General features: G+C 67.4%; 15 protein-coding genes. 10 read left to right on the forward strand and 5 right to left on the reverse strand.

Going from position 1 to position 17,563, the window contains the following annotated elements; all coding sequences use genetic code 11:
• Positions 1–22: 22 nt before the first annotated feature.
• Genes OG520_RS16810 through OG520_RS16830 form a run of 5 tightly spaced genes read right to left on the reverse strand, consistent with a single transcriptional unit; the run spans position 23 to position 4,887 of the window.
• Positions 23–955, reverse strand: coding sequence for a type II secretion system F family protein (locus OG520_RS16810; protein ID WP_406013684.1), 933 nt, complete (start codon positions 953–955; stop codon positions 23–25).
• Positions 952–1,911 (reverse strand): type II secretion system F family protein, encoded by a 960-nt coding sequence (locus tag OG520_RS16815; RefSeq protein WP_406013685.1) that lies wholly within the window; start codon positions 1,909–1,911, stop codon positions 952–954. Before OG520_RS16815 ends, OG520_RS16810 begins: the two co-directional genes overlap by 4 nt.
• Positions 1,912–1,921: 10 nt before the next feature.
• Positions 1,922–3,229 (reverse strand): CpaF family protein, encoded by a 1,308-nt coding sequence (locus OG520_RS16820; protein ID WP_406013686.1) that lies wholly within the window; start codon positions 3,227–3,229, stop codon positions 1,922–1,924.
• Positions 3,226–4,161: a hypothetical protein gene (locus OG520_RS16825; RefSeq protein WP_406013687.1), complete on the reverse strand. Its 936-nt coding sequence runs from the start codon at positions 4,159–4,161 to the stop codon at positions 3,226–3,228. The genes OG520_RS16820 and OG520_RS16825 overlap by 4 nt, the downstream gene beginning before the upstream one ends.
• A gap of 27 nt (positions 4,162–4,188) precedes the next feature.
• Complete coding sequence (locus OG520_RS16830; RefSeq protein ID WP_406013688.1) at positions 4,189–4,887, reverse strand: hypothetical protein; 699 nt, start codon at positions 4,885–4,887, stop codon at positions 4,189–4,191.
• 530 nt (positions 4,888–5,417) lie between these two features.
• Here OG520_RS16830 and OG520_RS16835 point away from each other — a divergent pair.
• The 10 genes from OG520_RS16835 (at position 5,418) to OG520_RS16880 (ending at position 17,521) form a co-directional block, all read left to right on the forward strand.
• Entirely contained in the window at positions 5,418–6,068 is a 651-nt protein-coding gene (locus OG520_RS16835) for a hypothetical protein (RefSeq protein WP_406013689.1), read from the forward strand.
• Positions 6,056–7,099, forward strand: a complete 1,044-nt coding sequence (locus OG520_RS16840) for a hypothetical protein (RefSeq protein ID WP_406013690.1) — start codon at positions 6,056–6,058, stop codon at positions 7,097–7,099. The genes OG520_RS16835 and OG520_RS16840 overlap by 13 nt, the downstream gene beginning before the upstream one ends.
• A gap of 88 nt (positions 7,100–7,187) precedes the next feature.
• Complete coding sequence (locus tag OG520_RS16845) at positions 7,188–8,519, forward strand: hypothetical protein (RefSeq protein WP_406013691.1); 1,332 nt, start codon at positions 7,188–7,190, stop codon at positions 8,517–8,519.
• On the forward strand, positions 8,486–9,064 hold the full coding sequence (locus OG520_RS16850) for a hypothetical protein (protein ID WP_406013692.1): 579 nt from the start codon (positions 8,486–8,488) through the stop codon (positions 9,062–9,064). The genes OG520_RS16845 and OG520_RS16850 overlap by 34 nt, the downstream gene beginning before the upstream one ends.
• Positions 9,065–9,145: 81 nt before the next feature.
• Entirely contained in the window at positions 9,146–9,685 is a 540-nt protein-coding gene (locus tag OG520_RS16855) for a hypothetical protein (RefSeq protein ID WP_406013693.1), read from the forward strand.
• A gap of 15 nt (positions 9,686–9,700) precedes the next feature.
• Positions 9,701–10,531, forward strand: coding sequence for a hypothetical protein (locus tag OG520_RS16860; RefSeq protein WP_406013694.1), 831 nt, complete (start codon positions 9,701–9,703; stop codon positions 10,529–10,531).
• Positions 10,532–10,557: 26 nt separating this feature from the next.
• The gene (locus tag OG520_RS16865) at positions 10,558–11,847 is read left to right on the forward strand and encodes a PE-PGRS family protein (RefSeq protein ID WP_406013695.1); all 1,290 of its coding nucleotides are present in this window, start codon (positions 10,558–10,560) and stop codon (positions 11,845–11,847) included.
• 25 nt (positions 11,848–11,872) lie between these two features.
• Positions 11,873–12,451, forward strand: coding sequence for a hypothetical protein (locus tag OG520_RS16870; RefSeq protein WP_406013696.1), 579 nt, complete (start codon positions 11,873–11,875; stop codon positions 12,449–12,451).
• A gap of 46 nt (positions 12,452–12,497) precedes the next feature.
• Positions 12,498–12,764, forward strand: coding sequence for a WXG100 family type VII secretion target (locus OG520_RS16875; RefSeq protein ID WP_406013697.1), 267 nt, complete (start codon positions 12,498–12,500; stop codon positions 12,762–12,764).
• A gap of 290 nt (positions 12,765–13,054) precedes the next feature.
• Complete coding sequence (locus OG520_RS16880; protein ID WP_406013698.1) at positions 13,055–17,521, forward strand: FtsK/SpoIIIE domain-containing protein; 4,467 nt, start codon at positions 13,055–13,057, stop codon at positions 17,519–17,521.
• Positions 17,522–17,563 lie beyond the last annotated feature (42 nt).

Consider the following 17,563-nt stretch of genomic DNA (forward strand, 5'->3'; position numbering starts at 1 on the left):
AGCGGCAGGTGGGTTACGAAGATCAGCTGACCTGGAAGACACGTACGGCAGCCGGGAAGATCAGGAATACGAGGAAGCCGGCGCAGAGCAGCAGCTGGGCGACGAGCATCGACTGTGACTTCTCGCCCGCACTGCCCTCGATCTGGGCCATCTCCCGGTGCCGCATCGTCTCGGCCCGGGAGGCCAGGGACTCACGCACCTTCGCTCCGTCGTCGGCGACGAGCGCCAGGGAGGCCGAAAGGTCCTTCAGCTCGTCGACGCCCAGCTGTTCACCGAGCCGGCCGAGCGCCTGCCACTGGCTGGTACCGGTGATCCGGGCATCCGACAGGGTGTTACGGATCCGCCGCAGCGCCCAGCCGTCGCTCACCTCGGCCGCGGCCATCAGCGCTTCGGGCAGACCACGGCCGCCGGCCAGGTTCATGGCGACCAGGTCGAGATAGGCCCCGATGACGCGCCGCAGGTCACGGCGCTTGTCGGCCGCGTCCCGGCGCACTTCGAGGTCCGGCAGGAAGAAGAACACGCCCGCGCAGGCCAGGGCCATCCAGATCGGGATGACCGGGCCACTGCCGAAGCCGAGAGTCCAGACGATCGCGAAGAGGAACGGCCCGAAGAAGAGGCCGACCGCGCTCAGCAGGATCTTGGTCGCCAGGAAATTCTCCCAGCTGCGTTCGAGAACCGACAGATCGGCTCGTAGCGAGTGCTGTTCCCAGCCTTGCTGCACATAGAAGTCGGCGACGCGCCCGCCCACGCGGGCGCGCAGTGAGCCCAACCGCCCGGAAGTCACCTCCGCGGCGCCTCGGAGGTCCGTCTCGTACGCCGTGCCACGCGCTCGCATGGCGTCGATACGGGCCACGGTCGCGACCGCGCCCCGCTTGGACGGCATCATCGCCCGTACGAGTGCGTAGATGCCGAGACCGAGGACGGCCCCGATCACCACTGGCAGGGTGAGGTTCATCGCGGGGAGACCTCCTCTCGCCCAGGCTCCGGCGACCGGGGCGACTGGGGGCGTACGAAGCGCACCGCCACGTCGTCACGGACAAGGAAGCGCTCGGGGGTCTCGATGGTGGAAAGCTTGCGCAGCCACCAGAAGCCCAGGGCGAACAGACCGCACACGCACATGAGGACGAGCTGTCCGAGCGGCGTGCCGTACGGGGACACGAAGTCCCGGTTGAAGACCGCGAGTCCGAGGACGAAGGCGACGCTGACGCCGACGACGATCTGCACACTGCGCCGGGTGCTGGACCGTTGGGCCATCACGCGCTGCCGCATGTCGACCTCCTCGCGGGCGGACTTGGCCAGGGCGCCGAGGACCTGGCGCAGGCCGGGACCACGCAGCCGTGCGTTGAGGATCAGGGCCGCGACGATGATGTCCGCGGAGGCGTCGTCGATCTCGTCGGCGAGCGTCTGCAGCGCGTCGGGCAGCGGCGTACGCGCCCTCAGCCGGTCCACGAGCGCGTCCAGATGAGAACGCAGCGCGGGCGCGGCGGCCCGCGCCGAGGCGGGGATGGCCTGTTCGAGGCCGACCGCGCCGGCGATGGTGTCGCGCAGCGACTCGGTCCACGCCGCGAGGGCCTCGACCCGACGCATCGCGGCCCGCTCTTCGGCGGCGCCGCCGAAGAGGCGGTCCCAGAAGAAGACGAGCACGCCGGCGGCGATGCCCGCCACGGCCCAGCGGGTCAGCAGCAGGATGACAAGGCCGGCCCCGATTGCGATCGAGCCTCGGCGCCCGGCGAACCGTACCAATTCGGCAAGGCGTTCACTCGATCTGGCCTTCTCGTGGGCCGCCTTCGCGGGTACGCCACGGAGGGCGAGGACGAGGAGGGCGATGCCGCCTCCGACGACGACCCCGCATACCAGGCCGTACAGCACGGGCAGCGAGAAGACGCCCCCCATGGAGAAGATGTCGTTCATGTCTCTCCGCTCACCCCCAGGATCCGCTGGGGCGGTAGCCGTACGCGGCCAGCTCCTCGACGCACGCGAGGGGTGCGTGCGGAACGACCCTGCCGTCGGAGGTCTCGGCGAACACCTCGCTGGACAACACGCGGCCGTCGACACCGTTCACTTCGCGTACGGAGGTGACCAGGCGGCGCAGCGTGCCGCCCTTCTGGAAGTCGTTGCGGCGCTCGACGAAGACCACGAAGTTGATGGCGCCGGCCACCAGCATCTGACTCGCCTCGATGGGCAGCCGCTCGGTGGCCTGCAACGCGTAGGTGGAAACACGGGTGAAAACCTCGCTTGAGCTGTTGGCGTGGATCGTGGAGAGGGAGCCGTCGTTGCCTTGCGACATCGCGTTGAGCATGGTGACGATCTCGTCGCCGAGCACCTCGCCCACGATGACGCGGGACGGGTTCATACGCAGGGAACGACGCACGAGCTCGGACATCATGATGGCGCCGTGCCCCTCGGAGTTGGGCAGCCGCTCCTCGAAAGCCACGACGTTGGGGTGCAGCTCGGGGAACTGGTCGAGGCCCAGCTCCAAGGCCCGCTCGACGGTGATCAGTCGCTCCTGCGGAGGAATCTCGTTGGCGAGCGCGCGCAGCAGCGTGGTCTTTCCCGCATTGGTCGCGCCCGCGATCATGATGTTTTTACGGGCCCGGACCGCACAGGCCAGAAAGTGTCCCAACTCCGGGGTGACCGTTCCGTTCCCGACCATGTCGGACATGAAGACCTTGCCCATCCGGGCGCGCCGGATGGAGAGCGCCGGCCTTCGGGTCACGTCCATGACCGCCGACAGCCGGGAGCCGTCGGGCAGCCGAAGGTCGAGCTGGGGGTTGGCGGAGTCGAAGGGCCGCGAGGACAGGCCCGAGTACGCGCCGAGGACCTGGATCAGCTCGATGAGCTCCTCGTCGGTCTCGGCCACCGGCTCCCTGCGGACCTCCTTGCCGTCCGCGTACCCGACGAAGACCTGATCGCAGCCGTTGATGTCGATGTTCTCGACCTCGGGGTCGTCGAGCAGCGGCTGCAGCCGACCCACCCCGAAGAGCGCGGCGTGCACGGCGGCCGCGAACTGCTCTTCGGTCTCGGCGTCGAGCGGAGTACGGCCGGCGTTGATCTCGGCCCGCGCGTACTCCTCCAGTATCTGGGCGATGACGGCCCGCGCGTACTGGCGCTCGTCCTCGCCGGACATCTGGGGGACGCCGGACGCCTGGTCCAGCCGACGCTGCTCGGCGATCCGGTCTCCAGCGTCCTGACGGAACCGCTTGACCAGCTGGTGGTCGATGGCGCTCATCGACGCGCACCGGGAATCGGGCCCTGAGCCGGTCCGGGCATCTGCCCCGGCATCTGGCCGGGCATCTGGCCGGGCATCTGGCCAGGCATGTTCCCCGCCATCTGCCCGGGTGCCGCCCCTTGAACGGGGAACGTCCAGGCGGCGCCGTACTGCTGGTAGACGTCACGGGCGATCTGCCGGGCGGACCGGATCAACAGCGACTTGTCGAGCCGGCCGCGCTTGCGCCCTGCCAGTTGCTCGGCCCCGGCCTGGTCGTGGGCCAACGTGCCCATCACGCGGGCGACGGACTGCGCACCGATCAGCATGCTGTCGACCTGGTTGGCGACCTTCGCCGAGTCGCCGGGATCGGCGACCAGCAGGACGCCGATGAGCGGGGTCGCGAGCTGGGCGCCCCCGCGCGACGAACTGTGCAGCCGGGTGGAGAGCGCGAGGGCCCGGTCCCGTACGCGGGCGATGCTCTCCGGCTGCGTACGTGCGACGAGCAGCACCAGACTGGCATGCGCGAACAGGTCGAGGACAGGGGTCTCCCCACTGATCCGCCCGCAGTCGGCGATGACGTCGGCGGGGGCCTGCGGGGATTCCGCCAGCGAGGCGAAGGCACGGCCGAGCAGGGGCCACTGCCCGACGAGGCCGGCGGCCTGCTCGGACGAACCGATGCCGACGAGGACGTCGAGGCCGCCCGACAGCGTCTGGGAGTGGTCCCAGAGCTGGTCGGGGGCGAGCCCGCGGCGCGCGGTCGCGGCGATCGAGAGCATGCCGGCGTTGGGGTTCAGCGGGCCGCCGTGGGCGGCCTGGCTGCGGTAGACGAGGTCGCCGCCGGCGGGGTCCGCCTCGGCGAGCAGCACGCGGCGCGGCCAGACGGCGGAGAGCGCGACGGCCGCGGTGGTGACACCCGGCGACCCCTTGTCCGCCGCGAGCGCGATGAGCGCCATTTCTTCTGCTTTCTGTGCGCTCGTGAATCAGCTGGTGCCCGAGGGAACCAGCACCAGGGCGACCTGACCGGTCGCGGCGGCCTGGGTCAGCGCCGCGACGTCGGAGCTGCTGACCATGACGGTGACGGGCAGGCTGCCACTGCCGATGGTCGAGTCGTCGCCCTTGACGATGTCGTTGACCTTGGCGTCCTGCACGATCAACGCGTTGGCGTTGCTGCCGCCGCTCTTGTCCGTGTCGGCGCCGACGCGGTACGCGGAGACCCGGTCGCCCACCTTGATCCCCGCCGGGTACTGACCCTCCTTGAGGGCGAGCCCCACGAAGGCCTTCCCGTCCGGCAGCCCCGCCTTGTCCGAGAACATCTGCCCGATGGCGACGGTGCCTGCCACCAGCGTGTTCTTGGCCTGGAGCTTCTTCAGGGCGTTCCGCTGCTCCCACCGGACGTAGTTGACGCTCGGATCGTCCGCGACCATCACGGGGGCGATGGAGTCGTCGGTCACGGCCTTCCCGGCCGGTACATCCGCGGAAATCCGCACGACCTCGATCCGCTCACCGGCCCGCAGCACGAGCACGGTCGCACCGAGTGCGCCGACGAGAATCAGCAGTACGGCGAGCGCGGCAAGCGCGGGCTTGCGTTCACGCGCGGGCGACGGAAGCCGCTCACCTGCATGCTGGGCCGGCCCGGAACTCCGCTGGTTCCCCGCCCCCGTACGGTCCTGCACCTTCACGCAACCGCTCCCCGTTTACCACCACAGACAATTCGGCCATTTACCAACGCGTCAGGACTGACGGGTGAGTTGACCGGGACTCATGAGACACCAAAGACCCTTGCACCGTAGCAGTCGCACATATGTAGCATCAAGGCACTCCGGCGATACCCGCGAGGCCCGCAAGGCAGTTCATCTTTCACTCATCCCGCGACATGCCCGGCACCACGGTTGCGACCTGCGCACTAGCGAACCGAACTCTGCCTGCCCCCGCCCCCATTGACTGGCAACGGCACACGGCCACACCGACAAGATCCCGGCCGCATGAACGGTTTCGCACCGAATGAGCCAAGCGGGGTCAGCCATCCGACCGGTGCGCGGCGGCGCATCCGCCAGGTCGGAGTTCGCCGCACAACCCACCTCCCGATGACGCGCCTATCGGGCAGATCCATGCATGCCGGAAGGATCGCCGAGTTCACGATGGCGAAACCAAGGGCGGCCCGGATAGCGTCATGTTGCTTCTGACATCAGTTGACCCACGGGAGTCGCCAGTGAACCGCCGCACGTTGCCCATTGCTACCGCACTGACCGCAGCAGCCGTCCTGCTCCTGACTGCGTGCGGCAGCGACGACAAGCCCGAGGCCAGCGACAAGATCACGGGCGTCGACAAGGGCGAGACGAAAACTGGAACGCCAACGGCCATCCCGACGGGTGGGGCGAACCGTCCACAGATCACCCTCCCCAAGGATGTGCAGAACGTCTTCGAAAGCTGGAAGACAGGCGATCCCACGAAGGATGCGGTCCTGTCAGACGTCAGTCAGCGCATCAACGCGACCGATGCCGCTATTGCGAAGGGCGATTCCAACGCTCCAGCCCTCCCCTTCTATTACCAGGGAGACGGGTTGATCGGCGCAGCTGATTGGATTCAGGGCTACAAGAACGACGGCCTGTCCATCACCGGAACGACTCGATACTTCAAGCCTAAGATCGAAATGCTCAGCAAGACGTCCGCAGGTGTTGTCTATTGCTCGGACGAGAGCAAGGCGTACAACAAGGACCGCAAGTCGGGCAAGGTCGACAAGTCCCCTGCCTCGAAGGATTCGTACGTCTACTACAGCACCAGGCTGGACAAGGACGATCAGGGAATCTGGCAGACCGCCAAGCTGACCTCGAAGAGGGGACACGAGGCATGCACCCCGTGAACACTCTCGGAAAGTGGCTGCTGGTGGGCACAACGGCAGCCGCCCTCGCATTCGTACCCGGAACTGCGGTCGCGGACAAATCCCGCGGCGACGGCTCTCAGGGCAATGTCAAGACATCCGCCAAGCGGGACGGGCACACCCTCACCTCGCTGATCAGCTACTCCGGGGCCACGAAGGGCACATCCGGTAAGTCTTCCGGAGGCCTCGCCCCCACCGGGAACTGGACCCCGCCCGCCTGCTGGTACGAACCGCGGACAGCGGCGGAGTTCAAGAAGTACATGGAGGGAATGTTCACGTCGACGGTGAACGCACCCGGCATGCCCAACTACGCCAAGACAGCCGTCAGCCAGTACCGGGACATATACAAGGACGGCAAATACAAGGACTACAACCTGGACAAGGCCGACGAAGGCGCCTTCTGGGTCTCCGTCCAGGACGAGGATCGCTGGGACGAGCCCGGCGCGTGGACCTGCAGCGAGCTGCCCTTCTGGGTCAAGACCGGTGACACCCCCCAGGTCAAGAACAGCGTCACGCCCGATGTTCTCGCCCAACTCGCCTACAACCAGGTCGATGTCCCGGAGACCAAGGTGAGCCTGGCCCCGGCCGACAACACCAAGGTCAACCTCCCGACCTGGGCCTGGCTCGACAACGCGACCTTCAAGCCGGTCTCCGTCACGGCTTCTCTCAACGCCGGCGGTGTCAACCTCCAGTCAACCGTCACAGCGACGCCGGTCTCCCTCCGCATCCAGCCCGGTACGAAGGACGCGACGCTTTACCCCGGCAGCGGTGAGTGCACCTTCCAGAACGGCCACATCGGCACCCCGTACACCAAGGGTGACGCCGACAAGACCCCGTCGTGCGGAGTCACTTACCTGCGGTCTTCAGGAAGCGGCTCGTACCGACTCCAGGCGACCCTCACCTGGAACGTCGAATGGACCGGCTCCGGCGACGCGGGCGGCACCCTCCCCACCGGCACGTTCGGCACCACCCAGAACATCACCGTCCAGGAAATCCAAGCCATCAACCGCTGAATGGCTTCGCACGTGCGGAATCGCCCCTGCGCTGCCTCGCCGCCGCGCGAGGCAGCGCTGATCTCCGAGACCGAAGGAAACCGGCAGGGTGCGGAATGTAAATCCGGATGACCTGGATCAGCTCGCCAAGCTGTTCGATGGCAAGGGAGGCATCCAGGACAAGCTCAACGAGGCGTTCAGCAGAGCTTCGAACCTCGGCGTGGACAGCACGGTGACCAGCCTCAAGCCGTTGCGGTCCTGGGTGACCGACACGGCACCGGATCTCCGCAAGCGCGCCGCCATCGCCCGACTGGACAAGGACGACTCCGAAGCCAGTGCCAAGTGGGCGGGATTTGACGCCAAGGACCTTCTGAAGGCCGGTCTCATCTACAAAGCGCCGGACGTTCTACTGCTGGCCAACGCCTTGGCCAGCAGCGATAACTCGGATGCGGACGCTTTCCGCCGTAAGTCGAGGGAATCCCTGGACGAGTGGGTCGACCGGCTACGGGCCCACGCGTTCGCCTCGACCCCCGCACTCAAGCCGTACGAAAAGGATATCGAGAAGTACCTCGGAACGTACGGGAACGTGACGGGGTTCATCGCGCACAGCGGGTCGGCAAGCTTCCACGGCGGGAATCTCGCCAGGATCCTGGTCGGCAACTCGATCGCCCAGGGCGGGTGGGCAAACGGGGCCAAGATGTGGACTGCCAGAAAAATGATCGATATTTCTAGACGCTATTCCTGGGCCCCGAGCAGAGTCGCCATGTGGGGGCGAGATCTCCGTCGGTGGGAGCCACCAATTCGTTCACTCGCCGCACCTGGATCTTGGCTTCCCAGCAAGCTTGGCGCGCTGGCCTCGGGCAGTTCCGCCTACCAGGACATCAACCGTTTCCCGCTGGCCAGCACCTACATCGGCGGTCGGATCGGAATGGGCCTGGACTGGGTGCGGCGCAGCGGCGTGATGGACTCGCCCCTGCTGTTCAGCATCACGGGAAACAAGGCGATCAACTTCCTGATGGGGTCCGGCCAACGTCTGGGCCCAAGGCAACCCGGCGAGCCACTTCGGAAGCAGAGAGTCCGGCGCCAAGTACGTCGCAGATGTCGCCGAAGTCGGCTTCAACGCATCCCTGACCGCCGCGACAGTAGCCCCCAACCCCTTCACGATCGGGGCAGTCGCCGTTACCGGAGCGGTCTGGGCCGGCGCCAAAGTCGTCGAACACTGGGACGACATCCAGGACGGCGCAGCGAAGGCCAGGGATTGGGTGGGCAACAAGACTTCGGAGATCGGGTCGAACATTTCTTCCAGAGCGAAGGATCTCGCAATAAAGGCAAACCCGATGAACTGGTTCTGACGTACGAGTTCCAGACTCTCGGTAATTCTTTGACACGTGGAAAGAAGGCACCGGCATGGGCGACTTCGAATTTGAAATGGAGCCGCTGACCGACGAATGGGCCAGCGGATACCGTGGCACGGTAGGACCCTTCGGCAGTGTCAACGTGTGCTCCAAAATCAGCAAGCCAGGAGAGGAATCGACTCGACAGGTGGTCCTTGAGGGTTCACAATTCCCGGACACTCTCTTCAGTGGAGGCGTTGGAGTAATGCCCTCTCTGGACGGTGGCTGGCTGAAGGTGGACGGCAGTCTCGTCGGCATGGATTCGAAGGTCACCGGGATCCGAAAGGGATCGCGCTGGCTGGAGCTGGTTCACCGCGAACGTCACTACCTCTATACCTCGGCGGGGGAAACCAGAGAGGCCCGGCTGCACCGGGAAGGGTCCACTGTCACGTTGGACCGCGGGCGGTTCGTTTCCCACGTTGGCGGATTTCGGATGGGCAAGGCTGAAGGAGACGTGGACACCACAGATCTGGCCATCGCACTGGTCCTGGAAGAGGTGGACAGATCCGCCCTGAGCATTACGGGCGCGCTCTTTGCTATCCCGAGGAACGTACTGTTCGGGCGCCAGCGGGACGAGGGGCAGGCGCCATGACACGCATGACCCGAGAGCGAGGGCGCCCACGATCTCAGCAGAGCCCTCAAATCCCATACATCAACCACTGAAAGCTCCCACATGTACACCGAAAAGCTCCCCAAAACCTGGTCCGCCATCTGCATCGGCATCTATCTCGCCGGTGTCGCCTACATGGGGTTCGACTCGATCCCTGAGGACACCGGGCCCTGGCTCATCGTCTCTGCGGTCTTCCTCCTCATCCTCGTGCCCTGCCTCTCCGTACCGATCTCGAAGGCCATCTACAACCGCATCCAGATCGACCCGGCGCAGAACATCCTCCGCGTCGGCCGGGAGCGGATGGCTCTGACGAATGTGGACCCGGCCTCCGTCCTCCATGAAATCCAGCAGCAGCCCATGAGCCACGCTCAGCGATACGCCGCGTCTCTGGCCAACGTCGACGCCCCCGTCCCGGGGCTCCGGGCAGCCGACCGTGGCGCACCCCGCCTCGTGGGCGGCGGCTGGGGCGTTCCCATGGGGATGGACAGCGTCGAAATCCGTACACGGCAGGGCGAAAGACTCTCCATTGCCACGCACAGCCGGATGGCCTTCCTCACCGCACTGGCCAACGCCACCACCAGCGGAACACCCGAAAACCGATAGGAGAGGATGAGCGGCATGCCTTCCTTTGACAGCTCCCGAGGCCGCTTCCGGCTGGCCGACCGTCACATTGCCGTGCTGGCTCACCTCCTGGACAAGGAGACGCCTCCGGCCGAGCTCTTCCACTCCCTGGGCGAACTGCAGCAAATCGGTCTCGTCGGCCCGGAGGGCGAACTCTCGCCGCTGCTCCGCGACCTCCTGACCGCTCTTGCCAATCCTCTGGTCCTGATCCAGGCCGAGGTGACCGGTCAGCACGGACCGCTGAACCACGGTGTCGTGGTGGGGCAGGACACCGTGTTCTCCCACGACGGCTGGCCCGGGGACGAGGAGTCCGAATACGTTCCCATCCAGCCCAGCACTCTGGTGTGGGAGCTCGCTCGCAAGGTCAAGCTGCAGAGCGTCGACATCGAAGAGTCCGAGCTGCTCGGCGTCCCCGAGATCAAGGCAACGATGGGCGCGCTGGACGCGGCGTTCACTGCTCTGGAACAGGCGTCGGACGACATGGACGCCACCAGGACGGCTGTCATCGCCGCCGTTTCCGGTGCGAGCGACCTGGCTGAGCCCGAGCTGTCCGCCCTGGCCGAGCTGACCATGTCCCTCAACTCCACCTGGCGCATCACCACTACCTGGGGCGGCAAGCCGGGATCGGACTCGGTGCGGAGCATCGCGGTGTGGGACTGCGGGCGCCACGGCAACTGGGAACGCGTGCAACCCCAGGAGCCCATCCAGGACGGGCAGATCGGCCCCGACACCACGCTTCAGGTCGTCCGGACCAGTTCCCGGGATCTTTGGGACAAGATCGCCGACCTGCTCCCCGACAAGGAAGAACTCGCCTCAGGCAACGCGTAACCGTAGGACATCACTGGGGGACCACCGTGCGAAACGTCAACGCAGACGATCTGGATCAGCTTGCCAAGCTCATAGACGGCAAGGGCGGAATGGGAGACAAGCTCACCGAAGCCCTGAGCCGGGCCTCCACGCTCGGGGTCTCCGACCGGCTTTCCCAGATCAAGCCGATGCGCACCTGGGTCACCGACACCGGCCCGGACATGCGCACCCGTGCGACCAAGGTCAGGGAGGAGACGCTGCTCGAACGGGGCCACCGGGAGACGTACAGCGACTGGCTGGCGCGCATCGAGGCCCACTACCTGGCGAAGGTGCCCGGCCTCAACAAGTACAGCGAGAAGGAGATCGAAGAGGTCCTGAACGACATATCGGACGTCGCCACCGGATTGAAGATCGGTGGCCTCACCCTTACTTCGGGGTTCGGTATGGCGAACGTGCTCCTCAGGAACTCCTGGCACAGCGGCTGGCTGCGGGGCATCGTGGATTCCGGGCGGCTCGGCAGCAGACTGCAAGGCCTTGCTCCGGGAATTCTTCGCTCCCTCTCTTCCCCCGGGAGCTGGCTTCCCGGCCAGCTGGCGGGTCAGGTCAGCAGCCGCAGCGCGCTCTACCGGGCCCTCAGCCGGATCCCGTTCACCGCAACACACGAGGCGAGCCTGTTCGGCACCGCCTGGGATGCGGCGCGCGGTCTCCCCGTCCTGAACTCCCCCTTCGTGAGCAGGGGCATCAACTTCATTGTCGGGTCGGATGCCGCAGCCTCGCTGTACGGCGGAGTCACTCACTCCGGCGCACTCGTCCAGCGGGCTGCCAACGCGAACCTGTTCAAGGTCTGGCGCAGCGCGTCCTACTTCCAGAAGCTCTCCAACGCCCGGCCCTCGATCATCGCCGCCGGCAAGACCGCCTCCCCGTTCCTCAAGGGGCTCGGCGCGGCAGGGAAGACCGCTGGATTCCTGCGTGGCGCCGGCATAGCAAGCTCCGCCCTCGCGACCGGCGTGAGTGTCGCCAACGTCGTGTCCCAGGGAAACCCCGTCGATGCCTTCAAGGAGAAGGGAGCCGGATATGTGGCCGACGTGGCCGAGGTCGGCTTCAATGCCTCGCTGACGGCTGCGATGGTTGCCCCGAACCCCTTCACGATCGGGGCGACAGTCGTATTCGGCGGGGTGTACGTCGGCGCGAAGGTCGTAGAGCACTGGGATGACATCAAGGACGGAGCAGGAAAGGCCAAGGACTGGGTCGGAGACAAGGCCTCGAAGGTCGGCTCCGGGATCGCGAGCGGCGCAAAGAGTGTCGCCAAACACGCAAACCCCATGAACTGGTTCTGACTCAAGGTGAAGAACGGATGAAGGAATGAGTGAAATCAAGTTCGAACTAAAACCATTCACTACAAAGCAAGAGTCCGGCCGTAAAGGGCTCGTGGAGCCTTACGGTGAAGTGAGTCTTGGTTACGCGCGCAAGAAATGGTCAACCTCCACCGCGAACCCGATCGAGCTTCGCCTTCACGGTGCGAATATGCCTGACGCCACGTACACGTCACTCGGCGTGCATCGCCCCACGCTGAAGAATCCACACCTCCTCCTCGGCAGCACACCCGTCGAGCTGTCCTTCAAAAGTCGCGCTTTCCGAAAGAAAGACCGCGTACTGAGGCTGTCCTGGCTGGACCGCACGTACGACTACGCCGTAACGGGCGTCAACAAGGGATCCATCCTCCGCCGCCCCGGAGTGGAAGTCTCCATTGAACGCAAGAAGAACCCGTCCGGAAAGGGACTCAGCAGCTGGGGGACCGCGACCGGGGAGAGCGACGCCATCGATCTGGCGCTGGCCATCATCTTCGAGGAGGTCGATACGATGGACCTGACAACCTATGCGGCAACACTTGAGGTTATTAACAAGGCGATTACTCCTCGGAGACACGAACCGATGGACTGAATCGACCAGTGCGGACGAAACCTAACCAAACGGGGAGACTGAGGAAATGGCAGACCCGGAACTCCAAGAGCTCACCAGGCGCGCAGGCCAGCTCCGCAGCCTCGCCGACCACATTGCGAGCATTGTCGACGCCCCGCACACCTACGCCACCGCCACCATGAAGACCTGGAAGGGCCCCCACGCCGAGCGCACGCGCGGGGAGTTGAAGTCCTGGCGGACCAAGTGCGACACCGTGGCGGAGGCGCTGCGCGAAGAGGCCCGTACGTGCGACCAGTCGGTCAAGGACGCCCGGCAGAAGCAGAAGACGTCCTGAACCGTCAGCGGTCGTTGAGCCGCGTGGAAGTCCATGCGTCATCCGTGAACGCGTGTCCGTGAGCGGTGTCCGTGGACGTGTGTCCGTGAGCTGGTGTCCGTGGACATGTGTCCGTGGTGGACGCGCGTCCGTGGACGCGCGTCCGTGGGCATGCAGCCCCGAGTGCGCAGCCACGGGCCTGCGCCCGAGCACATGCAGCCATGAACGCACGTCGTCCGTGAACGTGCAGCCTGAAGTGAACGCGCATCCATGAAGTGGTGGTCCGACAGCGGGCCGGGAGGAAGTAGTCCATGCGAGTCCTGGTGACGGTCGTGCGGGAGGGAGTTGCCCCCCAGGACCTCCTGGTCACCCTGGAGGAGGAGGCGACCGCCGCGGACGTGGCGGTCTGCCTGGCCGGTGGCGGCGGGCATGCGTCCGGTGCGGGGTACGGGCAGGCGCCACCCCAGGCCGTCGTTCCCCTCCGGTCCGAGTGGAGCAACCGGATACCGGGGCCCCGCGACGCCGGGATTCCGCCCGCGCTCTGGGTCGACGGCCATCGGTGCGCACCGGATCTGCCCGCACGGTCCGTGCTCCGCGACGGTGTCCGCGTCACCACGGACGACGCCATCGGTCCGTTCATGCGGGCCGGGGAGCCCACCGGGCGGTACGAACTCCATGTCAGCGGCGGCCCCGGTTCCGGGCATGTGGCCCGCGTCCAGGTCGGCAGATCGACCGTCGGTTCCGGTTCGGCGTGCACCCTTTCCCTCGCCGACCGCTCGCTTCCCGCGCTCGCTCTCGAACTCTCGGTCGGCCTGGACGGGGCTGTCACGCTCCATCCCCGGGAAGGCGTCTCCCCCACCCTCGGGGACCAGGTGGTCACCGAGGACTGCGACTGGCCCGTGGGCGCGGTCGTCCGCGTCGGTGACTCCGTCATCGGGCTGCGCGAGCCGCAGGAGCCGGATGCCCACCTGGCCGCCACGGAGGACGGCGGCTACGCCTACAACCGGCCTCCTCGGCTGTCGCCACTGCGCCGGCACCCCCGCCTCGTCGTCCCCGTCGAACCCGTGAAGGGCGAGGGGCCACGCCTCCAGCTGCTCGCCTCGATGATCCCGGCCTTCTTCGGCGTGGGCATGTACTTCATGACCAAGCAGCTCTACACGCTGCTCTTCTGCGCCATGAGCCCGCTCATGATGATCGGCTACTGGGCCGGCGAGGCCCGCCACGAACGCAAGCGGCACAAGCGGGCGGTCAAGCAATACAAAACGGACAGTGCCGAGTACGCGACCAAGCTGACCGAGCTCGGCAAGGAGGAGCAGCGCGAGCGCCGGGAAGCCCATCCGGATCCGGCCGAGTTGCTCCTGTGGGCCACCGGCCCGCGTCGCCGGCTCTGGGAACGCCGGATCGTGGATCCCGACGTGCTGCAGCTCCGGGCCGGGCTCGCCGCTCTCCCCTCGGACGTCGAGCTGCGCTCGGCCAACGGCGGTGCTCTCGACGAGTCGGTGCAACCGCCGGTCCTCGCGGACGTCCCCGCCGTGCTGCCGCTCGCCGAGCTGGGCGTCGTCGGTGTCGCGGGGGACCGCGGCTCCGCCCTCGGTGTCGCGAACTGGCTGGTCGCGCAGGCCGCGATCCTGCACAGCCCCCGGGATCTCGCGCTCGTCGTGCTCTCTTCGTCGCCGGATGCCCAGAACGTCTGGACCTGGGTCCACTGGCTGCCCCACACCACCCCCCAGGCGGGACAGAACTGTCTTTCGCTGGTCGGCTCCGACCCCGAGGCCATGGGACGCCGGGTCCAGGAGCTGCTCGCCGAACTGGAGCGCAGGAAGGCGGCATCCCAGGGGTTCGGCTCGGCCGGGCGGCTGAGCCCGGATCCCTACACGCTGATCGTTCTGGACGGGGCGCGTCTGCTGCGACGCATCCCCGGAATGCCGCAACTCCTCAAGGAGGGGCCTCTTTTCGGCATGTTCGCCCTCTGCATCGAGGAGGACGAGCGCCTGCTGCCCGAGGAGTGCAAGGCCGCCGTCAGCGGGCGGCCCGACGCCCCGCACCATGTCGACATCAGCGGCGGAGGGCTGGAGGCCCTGGGCAACGTACTGGCGGATCAGGTGTCGACGGCCTGGTGCGAACTCGTCGCCCGGTCGCTGGCACCCGTACGGGATGTGAGCCAGGACGACGCCAACGCGGCGCTGCCCACCGCGGCGCGCCTGCTGTCGCTGCTCGGGATGCCCGACCCGGCGGGTGCGGATGTCGCCGGGGTCTGGAAGCGGGGCGGGTCGACGACCGAGGTGCCGATCGGCATCGCGGCAGACGGCGCCTTCATGCTCGACATCAGGCGCGACGGCCCGCACGCCCTGGTGGCGGGTACGACCGGAGCCGGTAAGTCCGAGCTGCTCCAGACGATCATCGCGTCGCTGGCCGTCGCCAACCGGCCCGATGCGCTGAACTTCGTCCTGATCGACTACAAGGGCGGCAGCGCGTTCATGGACTGCGCCCGGCTTCCGCACACCGTCGGCATGGTGAGCGACCTCGACGCGCACCTGACCGAACGAGCGCTCGCCTCCCTGGCCGCCGAGCTCAAGCGGCGCGAGGAGATTCTCTTCGAGACGGGCACCAAGGACATCGAGGACTACGGCGACACCCGAAGGCTCCGCCCCGAACTGGAGCCGATGGCCCGACTCGTCCTGATCATCGACGAGTTCGCCTCGCTCGTCGCCGAGCTGCCCGACTTCATCGCGGGCCTCGTGGACATCGCCAGGCGAGGGCGCTCCCTCGGAGTGCACCTCATTCTGGCGACCCAGCGTCCGGCGGGTGTCGTCAGCCAGGACATCCGGGCCAACACCAACCTGCGCATCGCACTCCGGGTGACGGACAGCACCGAGTCCACGGACGTCATCGAGGCGCCCGACGCCGGGGCCATCGCGAAGTCCACGCCGGGCCGGGCATACGTCCGTTCCGGCGCGCAGTCCCTCGTGGCCGTCCAGTCGGCCCGTATCGGCGGCCGGCGTCCGAGCATCGGCACGGACCGGCCCAAGGCCGTCGCGGCCCCCGTGGACTGGAGGACCTTCGGCCGCCCGGCGCCCCGCGCAGCCGAGGGCGAGAACGACGGGACGATGGTCACCGACCTCAGCCTGCTGGTCGACGCGGTACGCGACGGTGCGGAACTGATGGGATTCGGCCCTCAGCCGAGCCCCTGGCTTCCGCCGCTGCCCGAGCTGTTGTCGGTCGGTGACCTGCCGGTGGCCAGTACCGCGCCGGAACCCGGCGACGAGGTCGCCCCGATCCGGATGGGACTCACGGACCTTCCCGCGGAGCAGGACCGCGCTCCGCTGACGCTGGACCTCGTCCACGGCGAGCACATGATGCTGATCGGCGGGGCACGGTCGGGCCGCTCCACCGCATTGCGCACCCTCGCCGGTTCACTGGTCGCCACCACCTCGCCGAGGGACGTGCACCTCTACGGCATCGACTGCGGAGCCAATGCGCTGCTGCCACTGACGAGGCTGCCGCACTGCGGGGCCGTGGTCACCCGTGACCAGCCCGACCGGGTGCGGCGGCTGCTCGGCCGGCTGACCGACGAGATCTCCCGCCGCCAGCAACTCCTCGCCATGCAAGGGCTTTCGAGCGCCGCAGAGCAGCGGGCGGGGGCGGCCCCCGCGGACCGGCTGCCCTGGATGGTGCTCCTCCTGGACGGCTGGGAGGGGTACACCTCGGCGCTGGAGAGCATCGACTACGGCCGCCTCATCGAGATGATCATCAAGATCTTCCGGGAGGGCGCGGCCGTGGGGGTGAAGGTCGTCATGACCGCGGACCGGAGCGGGTTCAGCGGCCAGGTCTCCCCGTCGTTCGGCGACAAGCTCATCCTGCGGATGACCGACAGCAGCGACTACACGCTGGCAGGCCTGTCCACCCGGGAGACGCCCAAGAGCATGCCGTCCGGCCGGGCGCTGCGCATGACCGACCACGGGGTCCAGGAGAGCCAGATCGCGCTCCTGACCCCCGACCCGGCCGGACAGGCCCAGGTCGCGGCCCTGCGGGACATCGGACAGGAGGCGCTGCGGGTTCACGGCGTTCCGCCTCGCGGCCTGCGGCCGCTCCAGGTGGACGAACTGCCCATGCGGTTCACCGCCGCGGAAGCCAGGGCGCTCGACCCCGCGTTCACTCCCCCGTCACCGCTCTGGGCGCTCTTCTGCGTGGGCGGCGACGAACTGGAGCCGATCGGCATCGACTTGGAGGAGTCCGGACCCGGCTTCCTCGTCGCGGGTCCCCCCAAGTCGGGCCGTTCCACCACCCTGCTCCTGGCGGCGCGCACCCTGCTGGACCAGCAGGTGCCCCTGATCCTCGTGACTCCCCGGCGCTCACCGCTCCGTACGCTGGAGACCGAGCCGGGTGTCCTCGGCGTACTCGACTCGGAGAGCTCGGCGAAGGATCTCGCCGAGCTGACCAGCCGCACGAACGGCACGTACGCGGTCGTGGTCGACGATGCCGAGATGCTCTACGACTCCGAGCTCGACACGGCCCTCGAAGAGGTCGCGCAGAGCGGGCGGGACGGCGGGATCGGCATCATCGCCGCCGGCGCCACGGACACGCTCGGTTCGCAGTACCGGGGGTTCGGTGTGGAGGTCCGGCGGTCGCGCCAGGGCCTGATCCTCTCGCCCCAGAGTGCGTCGGACGGCGAGCTGTTCAACATGCGGCTGCCCAGCCCAGGCAGCGGCCCCACGGGACGCGGCCTGCTCATCCGCAATGGCCAGGCGATGCCGGTCCAGGCACTGCTCGACGCCTAGTACTCCAGCCCCCATCGGCGGCAGAGAAATGCCGGGGTGGCC

It is taken from the genome of Streptomyces sp. NBC_00984 (assembly GCF_045162475.1).
GTDB lineage: Bacteria > Actinomycetota > Actinomycetes > Streptomycetales > Streptomycetaceae > Streptomyces.